The organism is Isosphaeraceae bacterium EP7, from assembly GCA_038400315.1.
GTDB lineage: Bacteria > Planctomycetota > Planctomycetia > Isosphaerales > Isosphaeraceae > EP7.
Genome location: CP151667.1, coordinates 2,937,897 through 2,964,243, shown reverse-complemented (window position 1 = coordinate 2,964,243; position 26,347 = coordinate 2,937,897). Strand labels below are relative to the sequence as shown.

The window sequence follows — 26,347 nt, the reverse complement described above, 5'->3', positions numbered from 1 at the left end:
TCAGCCGACGAATCGCCGCAGGATCAGGGCCGTGTTCTGGCCGCCGAAGCCGAAGCTGTTGGACAGGACCACGTCGAGCTTGCGCTCGCGTGCCTCCTTCGGCACGTAGTCGAGGTCGCACTCGGGGTCGGGGTTCTCCAGGTTGATCGTCGGCGGCATCACGCCGTCGCGGATCGCCAGCAGGCAGGCGATCGCCTCGACCGAGCCGCCAGCCGAGACGAGGTGGCCGGTCATGCTCTTGGTGCTGCTGATCGGCAGCCGGCGGGCCAGGTCGCCGAAGACCCGCTTGATGGCCAGGGTCTCGATCGAGTCGTTCGACGGCGTGCTCGTGCCGTGCGCATTGATGTATCCGACCTCGTCCGCGTTCACCCCCGCGTCGGCCAGGGCCCCGCGCATGGCGGCGATGGCCCCCCGCCCTTCCTCGTGGCTGTCGGTCAGCCGGAAGGCGTCGGCCGTCGAGCAATGGCCGGCCACCTCTCCATAGATGTGGGCCCCGCGTGCCATGGCGAAGTCCAGGTCTTCCAGCACGAGCACGCCCCCCCCCTCGCCCAGGACGAATCCGTCGCGGTCGCGGTCGAACGGCCGGCTGGCCGCGGCGGGGTCGTCGTTGCGGGTGGACATGGCCGTCAGGAGGATGAACCCGGTGAGGCCCATCGGGTGGATCATGCTGTGGGCGCCCCCGGCGAGCATCACGTCGGCGTCTCCCCTGCGGATGATCTCGACCGCCTCGCCGATCGCCTGGGCGCTGGCCGCGCAGGCGGTCTGGCAGGTCAGGTTGGGCCCCGAGGCGCCGAAGGCCGCGGCGAGGTGCGCGGCGGGCACCCCGGGCTCCTGGTCGGCCTCTCGGGTCGGGTCCAGCGTCTTCAGGCCCATGTTCGTGAACAGGGCCTTGTCCACCGGGCCGCCCATGCTCGACCGGTGGACCAGGTCGGCGAATCGCTCGAAGTCGTGCTGCCCCTCGCCCGAGCCGAGATAGACCCCGAAGCGGCCGCGATCGAACGAGTGGTCGCGGAGCCCGGAATTTTCCATGGCCAGGGTCGCCGCCGCCAAGGCGAACTGGGTCGTCCGGCTGTGGTCGGGCCAGCGGCTGGCGTCGGGCCGGTAATCACCCAGGCGGAAGTCGTCGACCTCGGCCGCGATCCGCGTGGCGAACGTCGTCGCGTCGAAGAGCGTGACCGGCCCCACGCCCCCACGCCCCTCGCGCAAGGATCGCCAGGACGACTCGGTGTCGCCACCGACCGGCGTGATCATCCCCATCCCCGTCACAACCACGCGTCGTTGCACCGGTCACCCCCCGCCAAGGTTCCGGCCGACCAGGCGCGGTCGGGCCGGGAAATCATCCGGGCCTCGGCCCGCCTTGATCCGTTCCCCGACTTCGTTCGGGAGATCCTATGACGGTCGTCATCCAAAGTCAAATCGGCGGCCGGACTGGCCCGCAGAGAGGGCGTCTGTCCACCCGATTCGGGCCCGGATCGGTCAGTAGACCAGCGGATAAAGGTTCAGCAGCCCCAGGAGGTCGACGATCCAGGGGTGGCTCCAGGGGAACCGGCAGGCGTAGCCGACGGAGAGGGCCGAGACGCACAGGGCGGCCAGGCTGAGGCCGCGTATGAAGCGACTCCGCTGGCCGGCCTCGAGCCCGGCGGGGAGCACGGCCAGCCAGAACGGGATCACCCAGAAGAGCCAGCGCAGCCCCTGTGTCGAGCCGCCGTAGTTGCGCGCCTTCGGGTTCCAGGTGTAGAAGGCCAGCATCGCGACGGTCAGGGCCAAGGTCAGCCAGGCCAGGGCCGACAGCCTGCCCCGGCGGACGACCTGCGCGGCGGCGCCGAAGATCGAGAACAGGAAGATGGGCGTAAGCGAGAAGACGCCGTGATGGCCCAGGGTCATGTGGAACAGGTAGACGCCGTGAGGTTCCTGGTTGGGCACCACCGTGCCGTCGGGCTTCGTCGTCGACGCGTTGAACCAGTCGAACTCCAGCGGCGTGTTCCAGTAGCTTCCTTCGTAGGTGTACGACTTGGTGCCGAACTCCTCGTAGACCGGCGTGAACTGGCCGAACGCCAGGTACTGCGTCGCGAGGAACGCCGCCAGCGGGACGACGGCCGCCGGGACGAAGAATTTCAGGGTCTTGCCGGGGAACCGGGCCAGGAGCGTGAGGAACAGCAGGGCGCCGAAGAGGGCCGCGGGGAGCTCGTTGCAGGCCGTGAAGGCGCCGAAGAACCCGGCCGCCGCGAACCAAGGGCCCGACCGCCGGTCGTCGACCCAGATGCGTTGGAACGCGTAGAGGGCGAAGAAGGCCGACCAGGCGGCGATCGAATGATTATTCAGTGTTTGCGCGAACACAAAGAGATAGGTGCCGAAGGCGCCCGCCGCCAGGCTGAGCATCCAGGCCCAGTCGGACCCGGCCTCCCGGTCGAGGAACCGGGCGTACAGGACCAGCGACAGGAGCATCGGCACGACGTTCAGGAGGATGATGATCGGCTTCAGGTACCAGACCAGGACCGCCCAGCGGACGGGCTCCTTGGGGGTCTCGAGCACGAACTTGGTCTTGCCCGGCTCGCCCTCGACGGGGCTCTCGACATATCGGGGCATGCGTTTCTGTTCGACGACCCTGTCCAGCGGCACGCCGGTCGCCTTGCGGATCGGGTAAAGAACGCCGGCGATCAGGGTCGGCAGCAGCGGCGGCTTGCTGGAGTAGAAGTGCTCGGTCGGCTCGCCGGACTTCCACGACCCGGGTGCGATCGCGTATTCGAGCCGCCGCATGGGGCCGGAGTCGGCTCCCGGGGGGGTGAGCTTGTCGGGCTTCTTGACCTTGTCCTGGGTCTTGGAAACCCATGGGCATTCGTCGATGACGTAGTCGCCGCGCTCCAGGAGGCTCCAGACGGTGCACCACCGGGAGATGTCGTTGGCGCCCAGCAGCGTTGGGGCCTTCAGGGTCATGCCCAGCATCATCGCGGTGGCGGTGCCGATGACGATCAGGGCGAAGAACTGCCGGGCCTCGGAGCGGGGGGCCGGCTCGGCCTGCGCCGTCAATCGATCGTCGTTGCTCATGGGATGGGCGGCTCCGCGGGGGGAGGCTCCAGGGTCTCGGCGATGCTGTAGGTGTGCTCGGCCCGGATGTTGTAGGAGGTGACCAGCTCGGCCAGGATCCCGACGCTCAGGAGCTGGGTCCCGAGGCCGACGAGGACCGCCGAGTAGATCAGGAGCGGTCGGACGCCGATCGGCCCCTGGCCGATGAGCCAGAGGAGCGCGAGGTAGGACAGCCCCAGCCCGCCGATGGTCAGCGAGGCCAGGCCGGCCCCGCCGATGACGTGCAGGGGGCGCTGGGCGAAGACGGTGAGGAAGCGGACGGTGAGGAGATCGAGCAATCCTTTGATGAATCGCGTGACGCCGTACTTCGACGAGCCGAACCGGCGGCTCCGGTGGTTGACCTCGATCTCGCCGACGCGGAAGCCCCGGGCGTGGGCCAGGACCGGGACGAACCGGTGCAGCTCGCCATAGATGCCGACCTCGAGCAACGCCTGCCTGCGATAGGCCTTGAAGCCGCAATTGTGGTCGTGCAGATGGCAGCCGGTGAGGGTGCTGACCAGCCAGTTGAAGACCCGGCTGGGGTAGACCTTGTGCCAGGGGTCGTGCCGCCGCCTCTTCCAGCCGCTGACGACGTCGAGGCCGCCGTCGAGCTTGGCGAGGAACCTGGGGATCTCGGCGGGGTCGTCCTGGAGGTCGCCGTCGAGGGTGAAGACGACCTCGCCGCGGACGGCCTGGAACCCCGCGGTCAGCGCGGCGGCCTTGCCGAAGTTGCGGCGGAACCTGATCGCGCGGACCCTGGGATCGAGGGCGACCAGTGTCTTGATGACTTCCCAGGACTTGTCGCGGCTGCCGTCGTCGATGAAGAGGAATTCGGCGGGGCCGAGTTCGGCGTCGGCGACGACCCGGTCGAGCTCGGCATGGAGCGTCGCCAGGCTCTCGGCCTCGTCTTTGAGGGGGACGACCACGCTGATCAAGGTTCGGTGACCCCCGCCGGCGCGAGCCGTCCCGAGGGCCTGGCGAGGGCGAGCAGGCCGCCGGCGATGACCTCGGCGGCGACCCAGGTCAGCCGCAAGGCCAGGGCCGAGACGACGGCCCGGTCGTGGCCCACCGCCGGTGCCAGCGTGGCCATCAGGACCCCTTCCCTGACCCCGAGCCCGCCCGGCATCACGGCGACCACGAACCCGGCCACCGTCGCCAGGGCCACGCTGGCGATGACGACCGGCCAGAGGGCGAGATCGATGCCCGCCGAGGAGACGCCCCGGACCACGGCCAGCTGGCTCAGGCCCAGCAGCACCCAGCCCGCCAGCGACCAGAGCAGGCCCGTGCCCAGCAGCCGGTAAGAAAGCGAAGGCAGGGCGTCGGGGCCGACGTTGGGGAACGGCATGGTCATCAGGGCGGCGACCCTGGGGAAGACCTTGGGCTCGACCACCGCCAGCAGCAGGGCCGCGAGCCCGGCCGAGGCGCCCAGCGGGATCCACTGGATGGGCCGCGGGCCGAGGGCGAAGCCGAGGGCACCGGCCAGGGCGCCTGCGGCCATCATGGCCAGGGTCTCATAGAAGGTCGCCAATGCGGCGGTCGCGGGGCGTGCGCCGTAGGGGGTCGTCAGGCCGACCCGCATGACCACCACCATCGCCTTGCCGGGCACGTATTTGCCCAGGTGACTGATGAGATAGGCCCGGATCGCGGCGGCCGTGCCGACCGGCGTGGAGCCCGCCGCCAGCACCCTGGCGTAGACCATCCCGCAGGCCGCCAGGCCCGCCAGGTAGAGGCCCCCCGCCAGGGCGATCCAGGCCGGCGCGATCTGGATCGACTCCCCTTGCGCGTTCAGGTCGCGCCAGGTCCGGGCGACGTGACGGCCCAGGTACCAGAGCACCAGGACGGCCACGGCGGACTTGAGGGCGAGCTTCGCGGGGCGTTTCCAGCGGGGGGCGGGCATGGACGGTGTGATCTCCGGGGTGCGGTGAACAGAAGGTAACGGCCGGCCGTCGCCGTCGCAAGGGCAACCGCACGCATAGGATGCGCCATGTGGCGTTCAGAGAGCGCGGGCCCGGAGCTTGCGGAAGGCGACCGGGCCGTGGTCGGCCTGGAGGAGGAGCGGGCCGGCGGGCTGCTCCTTGTTGTGCCAGGCGTGGCCGGTCGGGGTCTCGACGGCCACGTCCTGGTGGATGACCTGGCCGTTGAGGACGACCTTCTCGAACCGGGCGTTGGCGGTCTTCTTGCCCTGCGAGTCGAATCGGGGGGCGCGGAAGGTGATGTCGAGGGCCTGCCACTCGCCGGCGGGCTTCGATGCGTTGATCCTGGGGGCGTGGCCTTCGTCGATGTGGTGGTACCTGGGCAGCAGCTCGGCGCGGGGGTAGATGCCGCCGCAGTCGCTTCCGTCTAGCTTGGCCTTGCCGTGGCTGTCGAAGATCTGGATCTCGTAGACGCCCTGGAACTTGATGCCCGAGTTGGAGCCTTTGGGGATGAAGAACTCGGCCTGAAGTTCGACATCGCCGAACGATTGGTTGCTGAGGATGTTGGTCGTCCGGCCGGTCGGGCCGTTGTAGAGAATACCCTCGCCGGGTTCGGCGGCCAGGAGCTTCGGGTTGTCGGGGGCGATGCGCACCCCGCCGACGATGGCCCAGGCGCCGGCCGGGCTTTTCCAGGAGTCCAGTGCATTCAGGTCGACCCAGGGGGGGCCGGGTTCGGCGGCCGGCAGGCCTGCCGAGGGGGGAATGAGCAGCATGACGGGCAGCAGGGCCAGGTGCAGACGCATCAGAAGATCCCCCGGGCTTCGCGGCGGTGCCTCGTGGCGGGCGAAGGTCCAAGGGTAGCGCGAGGGGACCGGCGGGGCAACGGCCAAGGCGGCTCGGTGGGCGAAAAGAGGCCGGGTCAGGTGGGCTCCGAGGGGCCCGGATCGGCGTGGATCCGGCCGTGGATGGAGAGCGACCAGAGGTTGAAGGCGAGGTGAATCAGGCCGGGGACCAGGCGATTGAGCAGGAGCAGCAGCCGGCCCCCCGCCGTGAGGGTGACCTCATACTTCCGCTTGCGCAAGGCGACGAGGGTGGCGGCGGCGACCTGGTCGGCGGTCATCCTGCGGCGGTCGTCGGTGGCGTAGACGGCGGTGTCGACGACGAGGTTGCGGCCGAACTCGGTGGCGGTGAAGCCGGGATTGACCAGCAGGACGTGGATCCCGTAGATGGCCCACTCAGCCCGCAGCGACTCGGTGAAGCCGGCGACGGCGAACTTGCTGGCGGTGTACTCGGTGCGGCCCGGGATGCCCCGGCGGGCGACGACCGAGCCGATGTTCACGACGCTCGGGCGACGGCCCAGGCGTAGGAGCGGCAGTGCGGCGCGGGTCAGCTCGGCCAGGGCGATCAAGTTCAGGTCGACGAGGCTGCGGAGGACCGACGGGTGGTGGGTCTCGAAGTGGCCGTAGGCCCCCACGCCGGCGCAGTTGATCAGGACATCCAGGGCCCCGAAGGCGGTGGTGGCCTCGGCGATCAGGCGGCGGCGGTCATCGTGGACGGTCAGGTCGGCCGCGACGACGCGGAGGTTCGCGCGCGGGACCCCCTCGGCGACCAAGGACTCGACCACCTCGCCCAGGCGGGCGGCGCTGCGGCCGGTCAGCAGGACGAGGGCCGACTGCCGGGCCAGGTGCTCGGCCAGGGCGCGGCCCAGGCCCGAGGAGGCGCCGGTGACCAGGCAACGAGCGCCGGCGTACGTCCGGCGAGCGGCCCGGGGTGATGGGTCGCCGGGGGCGAGGCGTGGCGGGACGCCGGGGGCATGCCGGGCAACGATCGCCCGGGGGCGGGCCGGCCGGCGGACGGGGCTGGGGTGGTTATTTGCGAACCGAGTCGTCATCAAGGTTCCCATCGATACGCGTCGTGGCCAGGGACTCGTCGGGGTTGTTCCGGCGCCAGGAGAGCTTCGATCCGCCCCGCCCCGCGGGGGCCGCGGTGGGCTCGCTGATGATCACGCGGGAGGTGCGCGGCGGCACGGTCACGATGACCGGGCGGCCGACGACCGAGCTGCTGACCGGCGCGTTCACGACCTCGCCCGCCGGGTCGCAGAGGCTCCCCTCGGACATGGTGGCGGAGGCCAGGGCCGCGGGCTGGCCGCAGACGGGGAGCGCGGTGTAGTAGTGGTTGTGGGTGCAGCCGGCGGATGCCGCCAGGGCGCAGGCGGCCAGGAAGGGCGCGCCTCGCAGGGGCCGGCTCGTTCTGTGTCGCATGGCGATTCTCCAGGGCCGCGGCCGGGCCGATTCCCGGGCCAGGCCGTCGCGAGTCGCCCGCGGGCCGCGACGCCCGGGGGGGCACGCGGCCGGGGCAATTCGCCCGCCGTCGGGGGACTTTAACCAATCCGGCGGGCCTGGCAACGCCAATCCGGCGGGGGTCAGGCCGGGTCGAGGTCGCGGGTCAGGCCGGCGCGGGCGGTGCGTTGGGCGTCGAGCATCCGTTCGCGGATCAGGGCGGTGAGGGCGGTCGGGTCGAGGCCGGCGGACTGGTCGACGGTAATTAATGGCCCATAATGGATGCGAATGGCATGTGGATATGGAAGGGGTGACGTGCGAGGCCAGGCCTCGTGGACGCCGGACAGGGCGGCGGGCAGGATGGGCACGCGGGAGCGGCCGGCCAGGGCGGCCACCCCCTGCTTCAACTCGCCCAGCTCGCCGTCGCGGCTGCGGGTCCCCTCGGGGAAGAGGACGACCACGTTACCCCGCTTCAGGCGGCGGAGGGTCTCCTTCATGCCCGAGGCGCCGATGCCGTCGCGCTGGATCGGGAACGCGCCCAGCGACCGGATCAGCCAGCCCAACGGCGGGAAGAACAGGGTCGACCGGGCGATGAAGCTCATCGGCCTGGGCACGAACACGCCCAGCGCGATGACGTCCAGGTGGCTCAGGTGGTTGGAGACGAGCAGCACGGCTCCCGAGGGCGGGATGTGGCACCTGCCGCTGATCCGCACCCCGAAGAAGACGGCCAGGATGGTGCCCAGGATGAGCTGATTCAGGCGATACCAGGCGAACGCAAGCGGGGTCCGGTCGTGCAGGGAGGCGGGGGTGTCGGTGCGGGCCCCGGTCGTGGCGGTCATCGGGCGGGCACCTCGCAGGCTCGGACCGCGCGCTCGAGCGAGTCGACGACCGCCTCCAGCGGCTTGCCGGTCGTGTCGACGAGCCGGGCGTCGGGGGCGGCGACCATCGGGGCAATCGCCCTCGCGGCGTCGCGCTCGTCGCGGAGCCGTTGGTCGTCGAGCACCTGCTCGTAGGTGATCTGGTCGCCGCGGGCCCGGAAGTCGGCCAGGCGGCGGCGGGCCCGCTCCTCGGGGCTGGCGGTGATGAAGAACTTGCAGAGGGCGTCCGGGAAGACGATCGTCCCCTGGTCGCGCCCCTCGGTGACGATTTCGCGGTCGTCGGCGGCTTCGCGCTGCCAGGCGACAAGCCGCGCGCGGACGCTCGGGCTGTCGGCCACGGCACCCGAGCGGCGGGTGATCTCGACGGCCCGGATCGCGTCGGTCACGTCCTGTCCGTCCAGCTCGACGTAGTCAGACAGGAACCGGACCCGGATCGAGATGACCAGGGCGGCCAGGGCCGACTCGTTGCTCAGGTCGACCCCGTCGCGCAGCGCGGCCAGCGTGACCGCGCGATACATGGCCCCGGTGTCGAGCAGGCCCCACCCCAGGCGGCCGGCCAGAAGTCGGGCGACCGTGCTCTTGCCCGCGCCTGCCGGCCCGTCGATCGTCACCACCCGCATGCGACACCCCGCGCCAGTAAGCCCCGTTTTTCGGGCGTCACTGTAGCAGAATCTCGAGGCGGGCGGAACGATGCGGACCTGCCCTGCGGGGCCGGTCGGGTTCAGGGGCCGGTGTGGGCGATGTGCCCGGGCAGGCCGGCGGTGGACAGGGGCTGGCGGCCGGCCACCCCCGCGTCGATCTCGTGCCAGTGCTGGATGGACGGCTCGCCCAGGCGCCAGCAGAGGAAGACCTCGCGGCCGCCGATCAGGCTGGGGAAGTCGCAGAGCCCGTCGGGGCCCTTCAGCTCGACGCCCAGCTCGGTCAGCTCGCCGATGTAGCCGACGAGCTTCGCTTCCTCGGCCTCCATCTCGGCCTGACTCTGGGCCAGCTCCTCGGAATAGACGTCGTCGACCGCCTTGCGGCGGCCTGCGGTCACCGCCCTGAGCCGCTGGCGCAGCTCCTCGACGACCTGAAATTGCCTGACGACGTCGCCGACGATGGCGCGCACCAGGGGGAGGGCCTTGTTGGCGCCCTCCACCGTGAAGAACTTCCGCTTCGCCTCGACCGGTTCTGATGGGGCCATGTCGAAGTCCTCTGGCAAGTGGCCGGCAATCCCGCGTGTCGATCAGACTCAGCAACGGCGATGCCGAGGACAGTCCCGTCGGCGAGGTCCAGCCGCCCTGTCCCCCGCCCGGGGCTCTGAATTCATTATAGATACGCACCCCCGAGCCGCAAGGGACGCAGCGTTGTTTCAAAGAATCGACAAGGTTGGTGGCGAGCAACAAGGCGGTCATGCCCCCCGCCGTCGGAGTGCGTCGAGCCGGGCGGCGACTTCGTCGGCCGGCGCGGCGTTGAAGACGTCGGCCGGGCGCAGGCCGGCGCGGCGGGCGATGCCCACGCCGTAATCCAGGTCGGTCAGGCCCTTCGTCGAGTGCGCATCGGGGTTGATCGCGATCATCACGCCCGCGTCGCGGGCCTTGCGCGCGTGCTCCGCGTCCAGGTCGAGCCGGTGCGGGTTGGCGTTAATCTCGATCATCGTGCCGGCCCCGGCCGCGGCGGAAATCACCGCGTCGAGGTCCACCTCGTAGCTGTCGCGGGCCAGCAGGAGGCGGCCGGTCGGATGGCCCAGGATGGTGACGCGGGGGTTGGACGCGGCGCGTGAGATGCGCGCCGTCATGGCGTCGCGCGACATGCCGAACCCGGAGTGGACGCTCGCGACCACGTAGTCGAAACCGGCCAGGATCTCATCGGGATAATCGAGCGAGCCGTCGGCCAGGATGTCGCACTCGATCCCTTTATACAGGCGGAAGCTGCCACCGAAGGAGGCATTCAGGGTGTCGATGTCGGCCCACTGCTGGCGGACGCGGTCGATGGACAGGCCGTTGGCGTAGGCCGCGGCGCGGGAGTGGTCGGCGATGCCCAGGTAGCTCAGGCCGAGATTGCGGGCGGCCTGTGCCATCTCGGCCAGGGTCGCGCCGCCGTCGGACCAGTCGGAATGACAGTGGAAGGTGCCGGTCAGGTCGGCCAGGGTGACCAGCTCGGGCAGCGGCCCGCGCTCGGCCAGGTCGATCTCGCCCCGGTCCTCGCGCAGCTCCGGCGGGATGAAGGCCAGGCCGAGGGCGGCGAAGAGGTCGGCCTCGGTGGCGCAGGGGATCGGGCCGTCGGGGCCTTCCAGGCCGTATTCGCTGAGCTTCATGTCGCGGGCGATGGCCCGCCGACGCATGGCGATGTTGTGGGCCTTGGAGCCGGTGAAATAATGCAGGGCGAACGGGAACTGGCCGTCGGCCACCCCTCGGAGGTCGCACTGGATGCCGCCGTCGAGCTGGACGCTGGCCTTGGACTCGCCGTGGGCCAGGACTTCGGCGACCTCGGGGAGGGCGATGAAGGCGTCGAGGATCGGGACCGGATCATTCGAGCTGAAGAGGATATCCAGGTCGCCGATGGTCTCGGCCCGCCTGCGGAGGCTGCCGCAGATCTCGGCGCGGATGACGCCCGGGAGGGCGCGGACGGCCTCATAGACGGGGGCGATCAGGAGCCTGGCGCGGTTCTGGAGGACTCGGTCGCCCGACTTTTCCAGGAACTTGATCCCCTGGAGGATCCGGTCGGCGGTCTTGGCGCCGAAGCCCTTCACGCCGGCGATCTGCCCGTTCTCGGCGGCGAGGCGGAGGTCGGCCAGGCTGGAGATTTGCAGCTCGTCGCGCAGGGCCTTGATCTTCTTGGGGCCGAGCCCCGGCACGCGCAGGAGGGCGACCAGGCCGGGGGGCGTCTCGCGCCTCAGCTCGTCGTACGAGGGCAACTGCCCGGTCGTCGCCAGCTGTGCGATCTTCTTGAGCATGGTCTCGCCGATGCCCGGCACCTCGGCGAGCGTGCCGTCGGCCACCATCTCGGAGAGGTCCGACGGGAGCCCGGCCAGCGCCTGCGAGGCCGTGTGATAGGCCCGGCAGCGGAACGCGTTCTCGCCGCGAACTTCGAGCAGCGTCCCCATCTCGTCCAGGATCCGGGCGATCTGTTTGGTATCCATCGGTTCGACCTGGGGGCGGGGCGTTTGTGGATGCCGAGGCTCTGGCGAGGGGACGGAGGTCGCCCCATTCATGTTCATGCTGCGCAAGAGTGACGCAGTTGACCATCAGCCGGACGAATTGGTCGTGAACCTGGGAGATCTGCGTAGGGTGAGCACTGCCCACCGGGAGCGAGCCCCTGCGGTGGGCGGTGCCCACCCTACGGAAATTGATCAAATTGCCAGCCGTATGGCCCGGTCTTGGGCCAACTGCGTCACTTCGACTGCGCAAGGCATGAATTCAGCGGGCCACCCGAAGGGATCGGCCTCCGGGTGGCGGTGCGGGGTCACTTGGCTTCGCCGTCCTGGATGCCGAGGAGCTCGACGTCGAAGATGAGGACGGAGTTGGGGGGGATGGTCGCCTGGCCGCGCTCGCCGTAGGCCATCTCGGAGGGGATGAAGAGCTGCCACTTCGAGCCGACCTTCATGAGCTGAAGGGCCTCGATCCAGCCGGGGATGACGCCGTTGACGGGGAAGTCGGCGGGCTCACCGCGCTTGATCGAGCTGTCGAACTCGGTGCCGTCGAGGAGCCGTCCGGCGTAGTGGGCGCTGACGGTGTCGGTGGCCTTGGGGGTCTTGCCGGTGCCGTTCTTGAGCACCTTGTACTGGAGTCCGCTGGGGAGGGTCTTGACCCCTTCCTTGGACTTGTTGGCGGCCAGGAAGGCCTCGCCTTCCTTCTTGTTCTTGCCGGCGACGGCGGCCATGGTGGCCTGCGCCTTGGTCTGCATGGCGGCGGAGAAGGCCTTGAATGCCTCGTTGATCTCCTCGTCGGTGAGGGCCGCCTTGGTGCCGGCGAGGCCGTCCTTGAGCCCCTTGACGAACTGGTCGGGGTCGATGTCGGCCCCCTGCGCCTTGAACTTCTTGCCGAAGTCCAGGCCGATGCCGTAGCTGACCTTGGTCTTGAGCTCGGCCTCGGAGGGGGCGGGCTTGTCGGCGGCCTTGGCGGCGGGGGCCGTGGCCTTGCCGGCGGGTTCCTGGGCGCGGGCAAGGCCGATCGTCAGGCCCATGGCGAGTGCGACGACCATCAGGCGAATCATTCGATATTCCTTCGGGCGGGGTGCGGGCTGGGCTGCCCTGCGGGGACGTCCCGCGGGCACGGGGGGAGTATTGTAGCGAATCCGAGGCCCCGGAATCAGGTTGCGTCGAGGGCGCACGCCGGAGGCCCGGGCGCGCGGGGGCGTCGGGCCGTCGCCCAGGTCGCCGCGTCGACGCTCAAGAGGCGGGCGGGTCAGGGTTTCTGCGGGCTTCGGGGGCGATCCGAGGGGGCTCCGGGCCGCGGATTGCGCCCCAACCCGGATGAGCCCCGGCCGACGCCGCCGATTTCCGCCAGATCGGGGCATCCGACGGCCTCGGACGCCTCGTCGAACGGCCCGGCGGGGGGCATCGCGTCCACAAACCGGGGGCCGACCGGGAACTGGGGGCCGCCCAGATGGGTTCGATCGGCGCCCGGACCGGGGTTGCTCGCGGTAGGTTCCCAGGCCGGTCGATCGAGGTCGCGACGGTCGGGCCCCGGGGCGTTGGGCCGGAACTTCCCCTTGTGCAGCAGGTCGAGCGCCCAGCGCAGCCGGCGGAAGCTGGCCGTCTCGTAACGTCTCAAAAGGACAAGGGTTGGGTCGTTGGTAACGTTCAGGCCGTGCATCACGGCCTCGCGTAGCTCGTCCTCGATCGGGTCGAGCGACTCGTCCTGGCGGTCGAGCAGCCGCACGTACTGGTCGTCGACCAGCGCCTGGAGGTGCGGGAGCAGGTTAACCCCCTCGGGCGGGTCGAGCGGGGTCGGCAGCGACCGGAGGTCGGTGTCGATGCCCAGCAGGTCGAGGGCCAGCGAGGTCTGCTCGGCGGTCCACTCGCCGTTCGTGTCGAGGACATGGCCGAGCACACGCCAGCGGGCGATGAGCCAGTCGCAGCCGGGCGACGAGGTGGACAGCTCGTGCGCAGTCTCGGAGGGCCGCTTCGCCAGCGATCGGGCCAGCCGGGCGATGGCCACCTTACGCTCGTCGCCCCAGCAATGCTCGGCCCTGCGTGCGCGAAGGGCGCGGACAAGATTGTCTTCGAGCCGGCAGCGCTCGATGCGCAGGCTCTCGACGGCGATGGTCTCGACCAGGCCGACCTCGAAGGCGTTCATCGGCCGCAGCGACGAGTTCCACTGCTCGGCCCGTTCCCGGGCGGCCACGGTCTCGCCCTCGGGGACCACCACCCCGGCGCCCGCCAGCCCGTGGATCAGGCTGTTGCGGCGCGACTTCTCCTTCCCCTCGGCCGTCTTCGGCCCCGTGCTGCGCAACGCATTACGGCGATTGGCCTCGATCCGGCGCTGGCTGACCTCGAGCTTGCCCATGATGCTTCGTCGCTTCCTGGGGTGCGGATTCAGGGCGAGATTTGTCGCCGATAATGGCGAGATGCCGGGCCGCTCAACGTCGAGCGGTCGGGTCTTCTATGAGATACTATCCCGAAAACGGGATGGTTCGTCCCTACTATTTGGAGAAAATGGGCAAACTTCCAGAAATAAGCCGATCACCGGCCCGCTCGCGGTCGATGGGCCGTTCGGCGATGATCGGGGGGCGGGACCGGCGGGTTGCGGGCCGGGGATCGAGCCGAGGGGGCGGAAGCCGGATGAAGAGCCAGGAAGAGGCGGGCCCGTCGTGGTCGCGCGAGCCCGAGGGGGACCGGACGATCGAGGAGAACTGGCTGTTCCGGCTGAGGCGGGAGCGGTCGAGGTCTCGGGCGACGGGCAAGGCGCACGACTACTACGTGGTCCACCTGGCCGACGCCGTGGAGGTGGTCGCGATCACGGCCGGCCGCGAGATCGTGTTGGTCAGGCAGTTCCGCGCGGGCTCGGGGGCGGACAGCCTGGAACCGCCCGGCGGGCTGGTCGAGCCGGGCGAGGATGTGCTGGCCGCCGGGGTGCGCGAGCTACTCGAGGAGACGGGGTACGCCGGCAACGCCCCCAGGGTGCTGGGCCGGTCGTGGGCGAATCCGTCGCTGCTGACGTCTCGGATGACGACGATCCTGGTGACGGACGCTGTCAAGGTGGCCGCCCCCAAGCTGGACGTGGGGGAAGAGGTCGCGGTGGAACTGGTGCCGGCCTCGGAGATTTTAACGATGATCGGCGACGGGCGGATCGGCCATGCGCTGGCGGTGGAGGGCTTGCTGCGCTGGTACGTGGCCGAGGAGGTGGGCCGGCGCGAGGTCTGCCCCCCCTTCCCGCTTCCTTCCCGCTGAACGGGGACGACAAACGCCGACAGGCCCGAGGCTCGCCTCCTCCGTTTGATGGGAGGAGGGCATGCCTCGGGCCTGTCGGGGAGGGGCGAGATGCCCGCGTGGATCAAGGCTCGTCGGCCTTCTTCTGCGAGATGAGGCGACGGACGCGCTCGGCGAGCAGGGCACCGTCGAAGGGCTTCTTGAAGGCGTCGTTGAATCCGAGGCCGTAGAGCTCTTCGCCGGGCTCGTCGCTGGTGAGGGCGACGAGGATGGTGGTGATATGATCCGGGCTTTTGCGCAGGTTCTGCGCGATCTGCCCGGCTTCGATCCGGCCGACGGCCAGGTCGATGATGATGCAGTCGGGGTGGAAGCTCTCGGCGCGGATGCCGGCTTCGAAGCCCGAGGCGGCGGTCTCGATCCGGAAGTCGTCCCCCTCTCGGAGGTGCTCCCTGAGCGTGCCCAGCAGCGGGGAGTCGGCCCCGACGACGAGGACCTTGTGGTAGACCTCAGCTTCGAGGTCCCCCAGGGGCATGCCGTGCTCCTTGAGGAAGCGCAGCAGGTGCTCTCGGGGGATCCGCCGATCCTGAGACCCCGGGATGCGGTAGCCGCGCAGCCGACCCGAGTCGAACCACTTGCTGACCGTCCGTGGGGCGACTTTGCATATCTTGGCGACCTGGCCGGTCGTGAACACTTTTTTCATTTCGAGGACTCCACTCGCCCGTTGAAGGTGCGAGACCTCGGAGGTTTCCTCTGCCCCCATGGTCCGACCCGAATCGGAGCAGTTCCCGAGGCCCGCCTGGGCGGCCCCCGGTCTTCCTGCACTGCTACCGATGCCGATACTCGCCGCCCGGTGCGTCGCGGGGTGCGTCCCGGCCTGGGCCGGTCCGTGCCGCGTTGCACGTTAGGTGACGAGGCCCGCCCCGACGCTGGACGCGACGGTGCGGGCATGTCGGGGGTCAGTACCGAAGGGGGCTTTCGCCCGCCTCCTTGCCGTAGCGAACCTGACCGACAGGACTATTTTTCGATCGTTGCGGCTTAGGACTTTAAGGAGGGCCAAGTACAGCGAGAACATCCGTCGCGATTTCAGGGTCCGGGAGGTGTCGCCGGGTCGTCTGGGATGGTGCATGCGAGTCGTGCCGGGCGGGCCGATTGGGGAGGCCCGCCCGGGCCTTGAAGTCGCGAGGCGGATGCCGCGGGTCAGGGCTTGGACTCTTCGGGCAGCGGGGGCAGGTCGGCGTCGTCGATGGCCTCGAGTGGGCCGGGAGCGGCCTTGTCGTCCTTCTGGGCGTCTTTGACGCCGTCGTCGGGCTTCTTGCCGTCCGACGTCTTGGCGTCGCTCTTGGGGCTATCCTTGGCCTTGGAATCGGCCTCGGCGACGTCTTTGGCCTTGCGGCCGAAGAGCCGACTGAGGAATCGGGGGCGGGCCTCGGGCTCGGCCTTGGTCTTCTTCAGGGAGTCGTCGACCTTGAGAGTCGGGTCGATTCCGTTCAGCGCCGCGGCCTCGTAGGCGAGGTCGCCGGCGGGTGCCGCATCAACGATCAGGGGGCCCGAGAGATTTTTCTGCCGCGAGGCCGATTGGAGGATCTCGACCAGCTCCGGATAGGTGGCGCCGAGGTTGGCCGTCTCGCGGATGATCTCGCCGATGGCCAGCGAGCAGTTCATCTTCACGTCCGGGGCGCCCGCCCGGCTGGGGACGATCCGGCTGATCTGGACGGAGGTATCGCCGTCGGCCGCGTTCAGGAGGATGGCGCCTCCGCCCCCAAGGACGATCGGGGTCAGCATCTTCTGGCCCTGGCCGAAGATGACGATCTCGGCGTGCTTGGTGCTGGAGATGTGCACCAAGGGGGGGCCTTCGCTGTCCACCATATAGAGGGCGAAGGGATCGTCGGCGCGGGGCGGCCGGTTGTCACGCGGGCGTTTGGGGTTCACGCCCGAGATGGCATGGGCCATCGAGTCGTCGTCGGAGGGGGCGGGCTGGTCGTGGAGGATCCGGACCCGGCCCAGCGACTCGTCGAACGGGCTGGCCGTGCGGATGGCGTCGAAGGCACCATAGCGGACGGCGACGTCGGCCTCGTTCATCAGCGAGCGGAGCCTGATGTAGGAGGCCGAGTCGTCCATGGCCGCCAGGGCGCCCAGGGCCTGCGAGCGGAACTCGCTGCGCTTCACGGCGGTCTCGGCCAGGACGTCCACGCCGGACGGGTCACGCAGGTAGGCCAGGGCCTCCGCGGCGAAGAACCTGACCTGGGCGTTGGGAGAGGTCAGGCCGACCTTGAGAGTGTCGATGCCCGGCGGCCCCATCGCTTCCAGCTTCAGGGCGGCGATTCCGGCCGTCTTGGGGTCGAGCAGCTCCTTGCTCAGCGTCCCAAGCCGCTTGGCCCTCAGCTCGGCGGTGTCGACCAAGGGCAGCAGCTTGACGACGCGGAAGTACCTGGCCTGGTTCTGGTGATAGATCAGGGGGACCTTCAGGCTAATCTGCTGGTCATTCTGCGCATTGGCCAGCCCCTTCTGGTCGGTCCCCTCGTGCTGGAAGAACCGGGCATTGATGACCGCCTGGATCAAGGCGGACGTCTTGATGCTCTTGCGGCGCTCGTCCAGGATCATGATGTAGGGGACTTCCTTCAAGCAGCGTCCGCCGCCCAGGATGCGGCCGCTCTTGACGTCGTCGGGCTTCTCCTTCGACCCGGTCATGACCGGGCCGCCGGCCTTGCCGAGCGTGAAGCCTTCTTTCGCATCTCCGCCGGCGATCATGACTTGCGCCAGATTGGCGGTGAGCAGGCGTCCGCCGGCGAGGCTTGTGGTGGCGGTGTTCGAGGGGATCTCGATCTCGGCGTCGATCCGGTCCTTGGGCGAGGCGCCCGGCGGGACGATGAGCCGGACGAGGACCAGGGCGGTCCGCTTGCTGGCCAGGATCTTGTCGGAGTCGGAGACCCCGGCCTTCTTCATCTGGTCGAGCAGCCTGGCCCGCAGCACGCCCGGGGGCGGATCTGCGCCGGTGTTGTCCAGGTCGACGACGAGCCCGACACCCTCGAGGCGCAGCTCGCTGCCGCGGATCTGGGCGAGGTTGCCCACCGCCTCGTCGACACGCAGGGTGGGCGTGTCGTCCTTTTTCTTCTTCTTGTCCTTATCCGTCTTGGCCGGGCCTGCCCCGGCCAGGACGAGGGCCACGAGCAGGCCCGCGAGCGACCTGGCCGCCATTCGCCGGGCCCCGGCGTCCATTCGACGCATCGACCTGCCTCCTTGCACCGCCCGCAGACGCGGGCCGAACGGCCACTTCATGTGGCGTGACCCTCCAGGTGCCGAGGCCACCCGACGCCAAGCGACAGGCCTGCCCCTTCACCGAGGACGCGGGACTCTAGTCTTTCCCCGAATTCTCGACAAGCTCAAGGAAACCGCCCGCCCGGACGACGTGCATGCGTTGACCCACGATTGAAGTACCCCCGAACCCCCCAAAGGTCGCCTTCAAATTCCGACCTGGTGGCCCGCCGATCACGGGCTCGAACTCTTCGTTCAGTAGGCTCGTCGAATCTGCCCGATGAGCCCCCACCCCTCGATCCCAGTCTCACGGTCATGTCGAGCCGGGTTTCAACCTGGAAGTCGCCGCCGGGACGATCGTTCACGACAGCACCTTCGTCCGCCCGACCCCCGCCGCCTTCCACGCCGTCAGCCGTGCGCGGGAAGGCAGACCCATGCGGATCTCATGCTGGTTTCGTCGGGCGTGGCCTCGCGTTGCTCGCGTCCATGCCGGAATCGCGAGCACGCGAACCCCGCCGTTGCGTCCCCGGGGTGCGGCCATTGTCGCTTCCCATCGCGGAGCCCGTCATTTGCCGTAAGCCTTTGGTCGGTCGTTCCCGGAACTGAGGGCCGGATCACCTCAGTTCTCGATCAACTCCGGAACCCTGGGATCGAACAGGATGACCCCCTTCTGCTCACCGAGTCGCTGCTGGATGAAGCAGTAGTCGTTGAAATGATCCATCCCCGGATCATCATCCGCCGCCAGCGAGATCCTCCGGCGACATCCCGCGATCAGGTCACGATCCGGGCGGCTTCCGGCGAAGGCTTCGGCGATCTCCCGCGACTCCTCCTGGACGTGCGGTTGATCCTCGTAGGACACGCAGAACGACCAGTCGCCCCACCGCACCTCGAGCTGCCGACTTTCCCCCGGAGGAGATTCTTCCAGCTCCACCACCGCCCCGAGATCGGGCGGGAAGTCGTTCCGCAGCAGTTGGGCGAGTCGCCCGATCGTGATGTCCGCTTCCTCGGTCAAGAGAGCGATCAATTCGTAGGCCATCGCTCGGGCATCTCCTGAAGGACAGCCCTCCTTTGGAGGGCGACTCGACGTGAGCAGCGGGTCGATCTCCCGGCCCGGCCCCTTGTGCGGGGCATCTTCGGGGCGGACCTTGATGGGTGCTAATCATCCCGCCAAGGCGCCGATCCGGGCGATGCCCCATGCGGCAGGCTACCCTCGTCTGGTCCTTCCGGCAACGACCGCTCCGGCCCTTCGCAACGGCATTCACCCATCCCGGCCACCGCCGTCTCGTCGGGAATGGGCCTTCGCCCTTCGGCGCATCGTCGGAAGCGGCCATCGTCAGAAGGGCGATCGCGGCCAGCCATGCCGTCATCGTCGATCGGGCATGGCCCACTCGATCAAGATCCCGACCCCGACGCCCGCCGCATAGCACGCGAGGTCGCTCCAGACGAAGTCGAAGCCGAGGATCAGGCCGCCCGGTGTCGTGCGCCTGATCGAATCGATCCAGGGGGCGTGATACAACTGGCCGACCTCAATCGCGACGGCGAACGACATCGCCAGCAGGGCGACCGTCCGGGTCGAGGTCCTCGGCAAGATCAGGCCGATCCCGAGGAACACCGCCAGTGCCCAGAGGGTATCGCCGGCATAGGCCGCGACGAAGCCCGGCAGTGAATCTCCGAATCGGCGGGAGCCGAGTCCCAGCAGGCAGACGGCCGCGAGGAGGGAAATCCTGGCGATGGTCCCGGCTCGTGTTCCGCGCATGGGCATCACCTCCGACTCTTGTTGCCGGTATCGTAGCGACGGGCCCACACGATCACCTAGGCGCGAGGTTCCTTCATGGATCTGCAACTCATCGGCAAGCGGGCGTTGATCACCGGCTCGACCGCGGGCATCGGCCTGGCCACGGCCATCGGCCTCTATCGCGAGGGGGCCTCGGTCGTCCTCAATGGTCGCACGCCCAAACGGATCGAGGACGCCGTCCGGCAGGTCCGTCAGCATCCCACGATCGGCGGGGCCGAGGTCACCGGCATCGCCGCCGACCTCTCCACGGCCGAGGGCGTGGCCGACCTCGTGCGCCAGTTGCCGGAGGTGGACATCCTTGTCAACAACATGGGAATCTTCGAGCCCAAGGCGTTCGAGGAGATTCCCGACGCCGACTGGCTGCGCTTCTTCGAGACCAACGTCATGAGCGGGGTCCGGCTCACCCGGCACTACCTGGCGGGGATGAAGGTCAAGAACTGGGGCCGGGTCGTGTTCGTCTCCAGCGAGTCGGGCGTGCAGATCCCGGTCGAGATGATCCATTACGGCATGACCAAGACGGCCCAGCTTGCGATCTCAAGGGGCGTGGCCGAGTCCGTCGCAGGCACGGGCATCACGGTCAACTCGGTGCTCCCCGGCCCGACCGAGTCCGAGGGCGTGGCGACGTTCGTCGCCGACCTGGCGAAGCAGCAAGGCGTGGACAGGGCAGTCGTCGAGGCCGAATTCTTCAAGACCGGCCGCCCGAGTTCGCTGATCCAGCGGTTCGCAACCGTCGAGGAAGTCGCCAGCATGATCGTCTACGTTTGCAGCCCGCTTGCGTCGGCGACCAATGGCGCGGCCCTGCGTGTTGACGGCGGCGTGGTGCGGTCAATCGTCTGATCGCGGCTTACAAAATCCGAAGCGCAGGCTTCACGTCGTGGGTTCCGTGCCCATGCGATTAGCCTCGGGGACATGCGCCGGGAAGACGGCGATCGGGTCGTCAGTCGAACGATCCGGGTGACCAGACGCACGACTCACGGGGCGATCTCGAACGAGCCACCTTCTCCTCTCCCAACATCGTCATTCCATCGACCAATCTCAGGCATGCATCTTCGGGATAGGGCCGAGATCGACCGGAGCTTCCCATGAACATCCTGCGGACCCACCACGTCGCGATTATCGCGTCCGACTACGCGAGGTCGAAGCGATTCTATACCGAGGTGCTGGGGCTGGAGATCGTCTCGGAGGTCCATCGGGCCGATCGGGACTCTTCCAAGCTGGACCTGAGGCTGGCCGACGGCACGCAGATCGAATTGTTCTCATTCCCCCATCCTCCGGCCCGCCCCAGTTACCCCGAGGCGTGCGGTCTGAGGCACCTGGCCTTCGCGGTCGCCGACATCGAGGAGGCCGTCAGGGATCTCCGCGAGCAGGGCGTCGTCTCCGAGCCGATCAGAACCGACGAGCACACGGGTAAGCGCTTCACGTTCTTCGCCGACCCGGACGGCCTGCCGCTGGAATTGTACGAGGACTGAGCGACATGGGTCCGACGGGAGGCTGATTGAGCAAATCGTCCAGGGCGAGCCGAACCTTGCCAAGCGTGGTCCCGTCTCTTGTCCGGGCCGGATCATCGACCGACGCCCTCCGCGTCGGGAATTCGGACCGCCGACCGAAAACTGAACTGAGGAGGTGTGCCATGCGACACGACTTCGACGATGCGGCCTCCTTTCGAGGCGATGTCCAAGCGGCGCAGGGGGTATCCTGAGCGAGACGCACGTCAAGCGAGGCCGTCGCGTCGTCCACGGCGACAAGGAACTCTCCGAGAAGCTCGGCCGCAATGACCCATGCCCATGCGGCAGCGGGCTCCTGTTCAAGAAGTGCTGCCTCAGGACGGGCTGCTTTCGACGGGGTTGAGCGGGACCACTACGAGCGGTAACCGGTAAGCCGGGTCGATCCTCGATCGATCCGGCGTCTCCATGAACTCGGGCATCCCCATGAGCCATGGTGAGGTCCGTCGAGGATGGAACTTCTGGCGGCGAGTTGAGACCGGATGGGTCGATCCCCGATGCCCGAACGACGATGGCCGCCGGCGTCACCTGCTTGCGAATCGCGAGCCATCGAGTTTTGCATGATCAAATCGGCACTCGCGGATATCACCGGTCGGACAACTCGGATCGATGCGGTCAGGGACCCCGAAATTTGAAGGGCGTTGACCCCCCGAGATTCCCCATTTTCGCGGCAGGAGCAACCCGAAGAGGCGATCTCCTTCGGTCAGTTACCGCACAACCGCCCGATGGAGCCGAAGCTCGATCTTGTCGAGATTAATCAATGGCTACAATCGGATGATGCTAAGAGTTGGCTGCTAGAATTTGTCTTTTTGCACGTCCGGACTCCTGGCGGCGCATCCCCCAACGCGAACAGCCCGGAGCATGGCCGCCGCCGAGTCCCGCCCGAACCGCTTCTGCGCCCGTCGCACCACCGGGTAGCCAAGTCGGATCAAGACTTGGTCGGGTCGGGAAAACGCCAGGATGTCGTACCAGACGGAATCGTCCGATCGGTCCCATTCGATCAGGAATCGCTCCTCGCCGCTCGCGATGTGGCCGGGCAAGGTTCCATAAGCGAAGCCGAACTTACTGATTGGTCCCGATTCATCCACGACGTACGCGATCCGGCAGGAGTTCAGCCACCACAGGCCGATCGCATGGCCCAAAACGGCCACGACCTCGCCGGGACGGATCGGCGTCTCGGGCGGCCATGCCTCGACCCAGCCCAGATGAAACTGCTCCCACCGCTCCAACGCGGCCCTCGCCGACCGAAAGACGGTCTCGCCTTCGCCCAGCTTGGTCCGTCTGTGATCCAGGACAAATCCATCGGGCGGGTCGTGGGCGGTCGCTCCCACGGCCGAATAGCTGAAGTCCAGCCCCGCCCGTCCCGTCAAGTAGCGGCGAAGGAACTCGCCGGACGGTTTTCTCACCGACAGCATCCCGATCCTCGATCTCGTCCCCTGCCCGGCATGCGCGGAGGCTCGTTAAACGGTAAACTATCCCCAGACAATCGTATCCGCCTGACAACCCGTTGCCCAACCGAAAGTCCGAGCGAAGACGATGGCGCCCATCGAATCCGAACGACCTGGATCAACGGGTGCCCCCGTCGTCCTGCTGACGGGCGCATCCGGCTACGTCGGCGGCCGGCTGATCCCGCTCCTCGAAACCCAGCCGGTGGTCCTGCGATGTCTCGCCCGCGACCCGGATAAGCTCAGGGCGACCGTCGAGGAGTCTACGGAGATCGTCCGGGGGGATGTGCTCGACCCCGAATCGCTCGATGAAGCACTTCGGGGCGTCGAGACCGCCTATTATCTCGTGCATCTGATGTCAGGCTCGACTGATTTCGAGAAGGACGATCGGCGGGCGGCGACGAACTTCGCTCGGGCCGCGAAGCAGGCCGGGGTGCGCCGGATCATCTACCTGGGTGGCCTGGGTGACGATGCCGATCCGGGACTCTCGCCGCACCTGCGCAGTCGCCACGAAGTCGGCGAGATTCTCCGAGGCTCCGGCGTCGAGACCGTCGAATTCCGGGCCGGGATGGTCGTCGGCGCGGGCAGCACGTCGTTCCACCTGCTGAAGTCGCTGACGGACCGGCTGCCCGTCATGCTGTGCCCTCGCTGGCTCGCCACGGAAACACAGCCCATCGCGGTGGACGACGTCTTGGCGTATCTCCTGGCGGCGAAGGATCTGCCGTCGGAGGGGAATCGCATCTTCGAGATCGGCGGCCCGGATGTGGTGACGTATGGGGATCTGATCCGGGAATACGCCCTTCAGAAGGGGCTGCGGCGCTGGCTGATCTCCGTTCCGATCCTGACCCCCTATCTTTCGGGACTCTGGCTGGCGCTCGTGACCCCCGCAACCTACGAAGTTGGTCGACATTTGATCGAGGGGCTCAAGAACCCCACGGTGGTCCGCGACAAGAAGGCCCTGGAGGTCTTCTCGATTCGACCGATGGGGGTGAAGCAAGCGATCGGGGAAGCGATTAACGGCACAACTTGCTGACCATCAGGATTTTCGGGCGAGTCGCGACAGGGCGAATCCAAAGGGATGAGCCGGGAGGCCGGAGGTGATCTCGGGCCGGTTGATCGGTCACGGTAGACCTTCTGCGACTGGAGGCCGGATCGAGCAGCATGGAGAGGGAGTCCGGGGCATCAACCGGATCACGACGGCCTGGACCGACGGCGACCGGATCACGCCGGTGGACTAGCCCCGTTTCCCTCTCGTGGACGGTTACATTCCGCTCGCCGCTGCCTTCGCGGCAGTCTCCTTCTCGAACGATAGCCCAGTGACCGAACGGGGCGTACCAGGGGGCTTGAACGTAAAGCGATTCCCGGCGGCGTCGAGCTCGATCTTACCCACCAAGGGGGGACCTTGCTCCTGTGCGAGGGTCAAGATCTGGTCCTGATAACCGGCTCGACCTTGAAGGGTCTGGCTGTTGCCGGCCTGCGTCACGGACCAGGCGAACGTACCATCCGGGTTGAGCGTGAGCGAGATGGACACCTTCTCATTCGGCCTGGCCGACCACCGACCTTGCAGATTCGGCGGAGGTGCAGGCGGCGGGGGCACGTCCTCCGCCGTACCGGTCTCGGCCCCCGGCCGGGCTCGGGAAGGTTCGCCGGCTCCGACCTCGGCGAGATCCGCTGGCCTTGACGCGACGTCGCGTCCAGCCTCGGCGAGCTTCGCGGGGAGTTCGGGAGGCGGGGGAGGAGACTTGGCGCCGAGGGCCTCGGCGAACCGAGCGGAGAGCTGGTCCTTGGGCTCGAGCTTGACCACGTTCTGGAACTGCGCCGCGGCCGCGTCCTTGTGGCCCTGGACCAGGTAGTGGTACGCGAGCAGGAATCGGTCGGACGCGGAGTTCGGGTTCTGCCGCACGCTGGCCTCGAGCTCGCGGAGTTGGTTGTTGTAAGTGTCGATATCGGGGTAGAGTCCGACCACCGTGGGCCAGTTCCAGCCCGGTCCGGCGGTGAGGACGGCGTAGACGGTGGCGGCCGCCTCTTCATTGCGCTTGAGCGCGAACAGGACAAGCGCCCGGAACTCATGCAGGATCGGATCGTTCGGCGTCCGGGCGAGGGCCTGGTCGGCGAGCGCCAGCGCACCGGGATAATCGCCGGCATGGAAGCTCTCGCGGGCGCCGGTGAGCGTCTCCTGGGCGGCATCGACGGCGTCCGGCGGGCGGGGGGGCTCCGTCACGCCGATCGGATTGGCATAGTCGAAGGCCACGGCCGTTGCGGGAGGCCCGGGCGCCTCCGCGCCAACCTGGACCGGTACGGGCTGCTGGACGACGATCGTCTGCGTCGCGGGCGTGGTATAGGGGTTGGAGTAGTCCTCGTACAGCCAGGGGGTCGTGACACTTTCCAGCCCCCAGGTCGAGTAGTCGTAGGCGCCCCAGGTCGGGAAGTAGCTGGACATGCCGTAGTTATAGGCGTAGGGGGGATTATAGAGGGCATTGAGCCCCCAGTTCGTGAGCGCACCGACACCCATCCCCGCCCAGAAGCCTCCCCAGTCGCCGTGGTTCCAGCATCCGTTGTACCAGTCGCCGTAATAGCCTCCACCGTAGGCGGGAGGCCGGTTGTAGCCGCCGCCCCAGCCACCGTAGCCGCCATCGCCGCCGCCCCAGCCACCGTAGCCGCCGCCACTCCCGAACCAGCCGCCTCCGCCGCCCCAGGAATTGTTGCCGTTGCCGATGATGTTGCCGCTACCGATATTGCCGCTTCCGATGTTTCCGAGCCCATCTCCTCCTCCGACCAGGCCGTTGCCGGGGCGGTTGCCGACCCCACCGATCCCGCCGACCCCACCGATGCCACCGACCCCGCCCAGTCGGTTGTCGATGCCGGGCCGATTGCCGACACCGCCAACTCCGCCGACCCCGCCCGGTCGGTTGTCGATGCCGGGTCGATTGCCGACACCGCCAACTCCACCGATCCCGCCCGGTCGGTTATCGATGCCGGGCCGGTTGCCGGCGCCACCAACTCCACCGATCCCGCCCGGTCGATTGCCGGCGCCGCCGATGCCACCGATCCCGCCCGGTCGGTTGTCGATGCCGGGCCGATTGCCGACGCCGCCGACGCCACCCGGTCGGTTGCCGGCGCCGCCGAGATTTGACTGACCCCAGGGCGGACTAACGCCTCCGAGGCCCGGTCGGCCGCCGCCGCCGCCGGGACGGCTGCCGATGCTACCAATCCCGCCGGGAAGTGTGGTGGGGCGGTTGCCACCGCCGACACTCGGTCGATTCCCGGCACCGACACCCGGTCGATTCCCTGCAGCGATACCAGGACCGGGGCGGTTACCGGCGCCGACGCCGGGTCGGTTGCCGACACCCGCGCCAGGGCGGCCGCCCACACCGGGACCGGGTCGATTCCCGGCAACACCGCCGGGAGGGTTCCCGCCAATTCCTCCCGGTCGATTCCCGCCGGCGCCGCCGGGACGGTTGCCGCCGATCCCGCCGGGAAGCGTGGTGGGGCGGTTGCCACCGCCGGCGCCGCCGGGACGGTTGCCGCCGGGACGAGCCGCGGGTCCCGCCATGCCGCCGGGCCGCGCTTGAGGCCGGGACATGCCCCCGCCGCCGGGCCGGCCGGCGGGTTGCGCCATGCCGCCGGGGCGCCCCTGGGGCCGCGCTTGAGGCCGCGCCATGCCGCCGCCGCCGCCGCCGCGGGGGGCCGCGGGCCGCGCCATGCCGCCCCCCCGCGCGCCGCCGCCACCGCCCGCGCGCCCGCCGCCGCCGCGTCCGCCCCCGCCGCCGCGGCCGCGCTGGGCCATCGCGGCCTCACAGAGGACACCGACCAGTACCAGAACCGCGAGGACGAGCCAGGTCTTCTTGAACATCACACCGGCCTCGAC

At 68.8% G+C, this 26,347-nt stretch carries 24 protein-coding genes; 5 read left to right on the top strand and 19 right to left on the bottom strand.

All coding sequences use genetic code 11. From position 1 onward, the window contains the following. From EP7_RS11410 to EP7_RS11350, 13 genes are all read right to left on the bottom strand, one after another. Positions 1–1,284 carry a beta-ketoacyl-[acyl-carrier-protein] synthase family protein gene (locus EP7_RS11410; RefSeq protein WP_463527973.1) on the bottom strand — a complete coding sequence of 428 codons (1,284 nt, stop codon included), beginning with the start codon at positions 1,282–1,284 and terminating at the stop codon, positions 1–3. A 192-nt stretch (positions 1,285–1,476) separates the two neighbouring features. Next, a complete protein-coding gene (locus tag EP7_RS11405; RefSeq protein ID WP_463527972.1) occupies positions 1,477–3,045 on the bottom strand; it encodes a hypothetical protein in 1,569 nt (522 codons plus the stop codon). Beyond that, the gene (locus tag EP7_RS11400) at positions 3,042–3,998 is read right to left on the bottom strand and encodes a glycosyltransferase family 2 protein (protein WP_463527971.1); all 957 of its coding nucleotides are present in this window, start codon (positions 3,996–3,998) and stop codon (positions 3,042–3,044) included. Before EP7_RS11400 ends, EP7_RS11405 begins: the two co-directional genes overlap by 4 nt. Beyond that, the gene (locus tag EP7_RS11395) at positions 3,995–4,960 is read right to left on the bottom strand and encodes a lysylphosphatidylglycerol synthase domain-containing protein (protein WP_463527970.1); all 966 of its coding nucleotides are present in this window, start codon (positions 4,958–4,960) and stop codon (positions 3,995–3,997) included. The genes EP7_RS11400 and EP7_RS11395 overlap by 4 nt, the downstream gene beginning before the upstream one ends. A 96-nt stretch (positions 4,961–5,056) precedes the next feature. Then, a complete protein-coding gene (locus EP7_RS11390; protein ID WP_463527969.1) occupies positions 5,057–5,779 on the bottom strand; it encodes a 3-keto-disaccharide hydrolase in 723 nt (240 codons plus the stop codon). Between the two features lie 116 nt (positions 5,780–5,895). Further along, entirely contained in the window at positions 5,896–6,867 is a 972-nt protein-coding gene (locus EP7_RS11385) for an SDR family NAD(P)-dependent oxidoreductase (RefSeq protein WP_463527968.1), read from the bottom strand. Then, the gene (locus tag EP7_RS11380; RefSeq protein WP_463527967.1) at positions 6,845–7,237 is read right to left on the bottom strand and encodes a hypothetical protein; all 393 of its coding nucleotides are present in this window, start codon (positions 7,235–7,237) and stop codon (positions 6,845–6,847) included. The genes EP7_RS11385 and EP7_RS11380 overlap by 23 nt, the downstream gene beginning before the upstream one ends. 161 nt (positions 7,238–7,398) lie before the next feature. Further along, positions 7,399–8,094 (bottom strand): lysophospholipid acyltransferase family protein, encoded by a 696-nt coding sequence (locus tag EP7_RS11375; protein ID WP_463527966.1) that lies wholly within the window; start codon positions 8,092–8,094, stop codon positions 7,399–7,401. Next, positions 8,091–8,753 (bottom strand): (d)CMP kinase, encoded by a 663-nt coding sequence (gene cmk / locus EP7_RS11370; RefSeq protein ID WP_463527965.1) that lies wholly within the window; start codon positions 8,751–8,753, stop codon positions 8,091–8,093. Before cmk ends, EP7_RS11375 begins: the two co-directional genes overlap by 4 nt. Before the next feature lie 101 nt (positions 8,754–8,854). After that, entirely contained in the window at positions 8,855–9,316 is a 462-nt protein-coding gene (locus EP7_RS11365) for a DUF2203 family protein (RefSeq protein WP_463527964.1), read from the bottom strand. A gap of 207 nt (positions 9,317–9,523) precedes the next feature. Continuing rightward, positions 9,524–11,254: a DNA polymerase/3'-5' exonuclease PolX gene (polX, locus tag EP7_RS11360; protein WP_463527963.1), complete on the bottom strand. Its 1,731-nt coding sequence runs from the start codon at positions 11,252–11,254 to the stop codon at positions 9,524–9,526. A 323-nt stretch (positions 11,255–11,577) separates the two neighbouring features. Then, the gene (locus EP7_RS11355) at positions 11,578–12,327 is read right to left on the bottom strand and encodes an FKBP-type peptidyl-prolyl cis-trans isomerase (RefSeq protein ID WP_463527962.1); all 750 of its coding nucleotides are present in this window, start codon (positions 12,325–12,327) and stop codon (positions 11,578–11,580) included. Between the two features lie 191 nt (positions 12,328–12,518). Beyond that, positions 12,519–13,622 (bottom strand): hypothetical protein, encoded by a 1,104-nt coding sequence (locus EP7_RS11350; protein ID WP_463527961.1) that lies wholly within the window; start codon positions 13,620–13,622, stop codon positions 12,519–12,521. A 275-nt stretch (positions 13,623–13,897) separates the two neighbouring features. Here EP7_RS11350 and EP7_RS11345 point away from each other — a divergent pair, with 275 nt between their 5' ends. Next, positions 13,898–14,506 (top strand): NUDIX hydrolase, encoded by a 609-nt coding sequence (locus EP7_RS11345; RefSeq protein ID WP_463527960.1) that lies wholly within the window; start codon positions 13,898–13,900, stop codon positions 14,504–14,506. Between the two features lie 103 nt (positions 14,507–14,609). Here EP7_RS11345 and EP7_RS11340 read toward each other — a convergent pair whose 3' ends face one another. The 4 genes from EP7_RS11340 to EP7_RS11325 all read right to left on the bottom strand — a co-directional run bounded on the left by EP7_RS11340 (position 14,610) and on the right by EP7_RS11325 (position 19,493). Continuing rightward, entirely contained in the window at positions 14,610–15,185 is a 576-nt protein-coding gene (locus EP7_RS11340) for a response regulator transcription factor (protein WP_463527959.1), read from the bottom strand. Between the two features lie 497 nt (positions 15,186–15,682). Beyond that, on the bottom strand, positions 15,683–17,710 hold the full coding sequence (locus EP7_RS11335; protein ID WP_463527958.1) for a flagellar basal body P-ring protein FlgI: 2,028 nt from the start codon (positions 17,708–17,710) through the stop codon (positions 15,683–15,685). 646 nt (positions 17,711–18,356) lie between these two features. Beyond that, positions 18,357–18,773 carry a hypothetical protein gene (locus EP7_RS11330; protein WP_463527957.1) on the bottom strand — a complete coding sequence of 139 codons (417 nt, stop codon included), beginning with the start codon at positions 18,771–18,773 and terminating at the stop codon, positions 18,357–18,359. Between the two features lie 327 nt (positions 18,774–19,100). After that, entirely contained in the window at positions 19,101–19,493 is a 393-nt protein-coding gene (locus EP7_RS11325; RefSeq protein ID WP_463527956.1) for a ribosomal maturation YjgA family protein, read from the bottom strand. 75 nt (positions 19,494–19,568) lie between these two features. On the opposite strand from EP7_RS11325, the gene EP7_RS11320 reads away from it, so the two are divergent. The 3 genes from EP7_RS11320 (at position 19,569) to EP7_RS11310 (ending at position 21,380) form a co-directional block, all read left to right on the top strand. After that, complete coding sequence (locus EP7_RS11320) at positions 19,569–20,369, top strand: SDR family NAD(P)-dependent oxidoreductase (protein ID WP_463527955.1); 801 nt, start codon at positions 19,569–19,571, stop codon at positions 20,367–20,369. 245 nt (positions 20,370–20,614) lie between these two features. Continuing rightward, positions 20,615–21,001 (top strand): SMU1112c/YaeR family gloxylase I-like metalloprotein, encoded by a 387-nt coding sequence (gene gloA2, locus EP7_RS11315; RefSeq protein ID WP_463527954.1) that lies wholly within the window; start codon positions 20,615–20,617, stop codon positions 20,999–21,001. 154 nt (positions 21,002–21,155) lie between these two features. Further along, positions 21,156–21,380: an SEC-C metal-binding domain-containing protein gene (locus EP7_RS11310; RefSeq protein ID WP_463527953.1), complete on the top strand. Its 225-nt coding sequence runs from the start codon at positions 21,156–21,158 to the stop codon at positions 21,378–21,380. Positions 21,381–21,828: 448 nt separating this feature from the next. Here EP7_RS11310 and EP7_RS11305 read toward each other — a convergent pair whose 3' ends face one another. Further along, a complete protein-coding gene (locus EP7_RS11305; protein ID WP_463527952.1) occupies positions 21,829–22,449 on the bottom strand; it encodes a DUF1990 family protein in 621 nt (206 codons plus the stop codon). Positions 22,450–22,570: 121 nt separating this feature from the next. On the opposite strand from EP7_RS11305, the gene EP7_RS11300 reads away from it, so the two are divergent. Further along, a complete protein-coding gene (locus EP7_RS11300; RefSeq protein ID WP_463527951.1) occupies positions 22,571–23,512 on the top strand; it encodes an NAD(P)H-binding protein in 942 nt (313 codons plus the stop codon). Between the two features lie 228 nt (positions 23,513–23,740). Here the strand turns inward: EP7_RS11300 and EP7_RS11295 are convergent, their stop codons facing one another. After that, positions 23,741–26,332, bottom strand: coding sequence for a tetratricopeptide repeat protein (locus tag EP7_RS11295; protein ID WP_463527950.1), 2,592 nt, complete (start codon positions 26,330–26,332; stop codon positions 23,741–23,743). Between the last annotated feature and the right edge of the window lie 15 nt (positions 26,333–26,347).

What these genes read in the sequence shown, in the direction of transcription:
- EP7_RS11405 (WP_463527972.1), bottom strand. Translation starts at nt 3,045, where the DNA reads ATGAGCAACGACGATCGATTGACGGCGCAGGCCGAGCCGGCCCCCCGC.
- EP7_RS11395 (WP_463527970.1), bottom strand. Translation starts at nt 4,960, where the DNA reads ATGCCCGCCCCCCGCTGGAAACGCCCCGCGAAGCTCGCCCTCAAGTCC.
- EP7_RS11390 (WP_463527969.1), bottom strand. Translation starts at nt 5,779, where the DNA reads ATGCGTCTGCACCTGGCCCTGCTGCCCGTCATGCTGCTCATTCCCCCC.
- EP7_RS11385 (WP_463527968.1), bottom strand. Translation starts at nt 6,867, where the DNA reads ATGACGACTCGGTTCGCAAATAACCACCCCAGCCCCGTCCGCCGGCCG.
- EP7_RS11380 (WP_463527967.1), bottom strand. Translation starts at nt 7,237, where the DNA reads ATGCGACACAGAACGAGCCGGCCCCTGCGAGGCGCGCCCTTCCTGGCC.
- EP7_RS11375 (WP_463527966.1), bottom strand. Translation starts at nt 8,094, where the DNA reads ATGACCGCCACGACCGGGGCCCGCACCGACACCCCCGCCTCCCTGCAC.
- cmk (WP_463527965.1), bottom strand. Translation starts at nt 8,753, where the DNA reads ATGCGGGTGGTGACGATCGACGGGCCGGCAGGCGCGGGCAAGAGCACG.
- EP7_RS11365 (WP_463527964.1), bottom strand. Translation starts at nt 9,316, where the DNA reads ATGGCCCCATCAGAACCGGTCGAGGCGAAGCGGAAGTTCTTCACGGTG.
- polX (WP_463527963.1), bottom strand. Translation starts at nt 11,254, where the DNA reads ATGGATACCAAACAGATCGCCCGGATCCTGGACGAGATGGGGACGCTG.
- EP7_RS11355 (WP_463527962.1), bottom strand. Translation starts at nt 12,327, where the DNA reads ATGATTCGCCTGATGGTCGTCGCACTCGCCATGGGCCTGACGATCGGC.
- EP7_RS11350 (WP_463527961.1), bottom strand. Translation starts at nt 13,622, where the DNA reads ATGGGCAAGCTCGAGGTCAGCCAGCGCCGGATCGAGGCCAATCGCCGT.
- EP7_RS11345 (WP_463527960.1), top strand. Translation starts at nt 13,898, where the DNA reads ATGAAGAGCCAGGAAGAGGCGGGCCCGTCGTGGTCGCGCGAGCCCGAG.
- EP7_RS11340 (WP_463527959.1), bottom strand. Translation starts at nt 15,185, where the DNA reads ATGAAAAAAGTGTTCACGACCGGCCAGGTCGCCAAGATATGCAAAGTC.
- EP7_RS11335 (WP_463527958.1), bottom strand. Translation starts at nt 17,710, where the DNA reads ATGCGTCGAATGGACGCCGGGGCCCGGCGAATGGCGGCCAGGTCGCTC.
- EP7_RS11330 (WP_463527957.1), bottom strand. Translation starts at nt 18,773, where the DNA reads ATGGCCTACGAATTGATCGCTCTCTTGACCGAGGAAGCGGACATCACG.
- EP7_RS11325 (WP_463527956.1), bottom strand. Translation starts at nt 19,493, where the DNA reads ATGCGCGGAACACGAGCCGGGACCATCGCCAGGATTTCCCTCCTCGCG.
- EP7_RS11320 (WP_463527955.1), top strand. Translation starts at nt 19,569, where the DNA reads ATGGATCTGCAACTCATCGGCAAGCGGGCGTTGATCACCGGCTCGACC.
- gloA2 (WP_463527954.1), top strand. Translation starts at nt 20,615, where the DNA reads ATGAACATCCTGCGGACCCACCACGTCGCGATTATCGCGTCCGACTAC.
- EP7_RS11305 (WP_463527952.1), bottom strand. Translation starts at nt 22,449, where the DNA reads ATGCTGTCGGTGAGAAAACCGTCCGGCGAGTTCCTTCGCCGCTACTTG.
- EP7_RS11300 (WP_463527951.1), top strand. Translation starts at nt 22,571, where the DNA reads ATGGCGCCCATCGAATCCGAACGACCTGGATCAACGGGTGCCCCCGTC.
- EP7_RS11295 (WP_463527950.1), bottom strand. Translation starts at nt 26,332, where the DNA reads ATGTTCAAGAAGACCTGGCTCGTCCTCGCGGTTCTGGTACTGGTCGGT.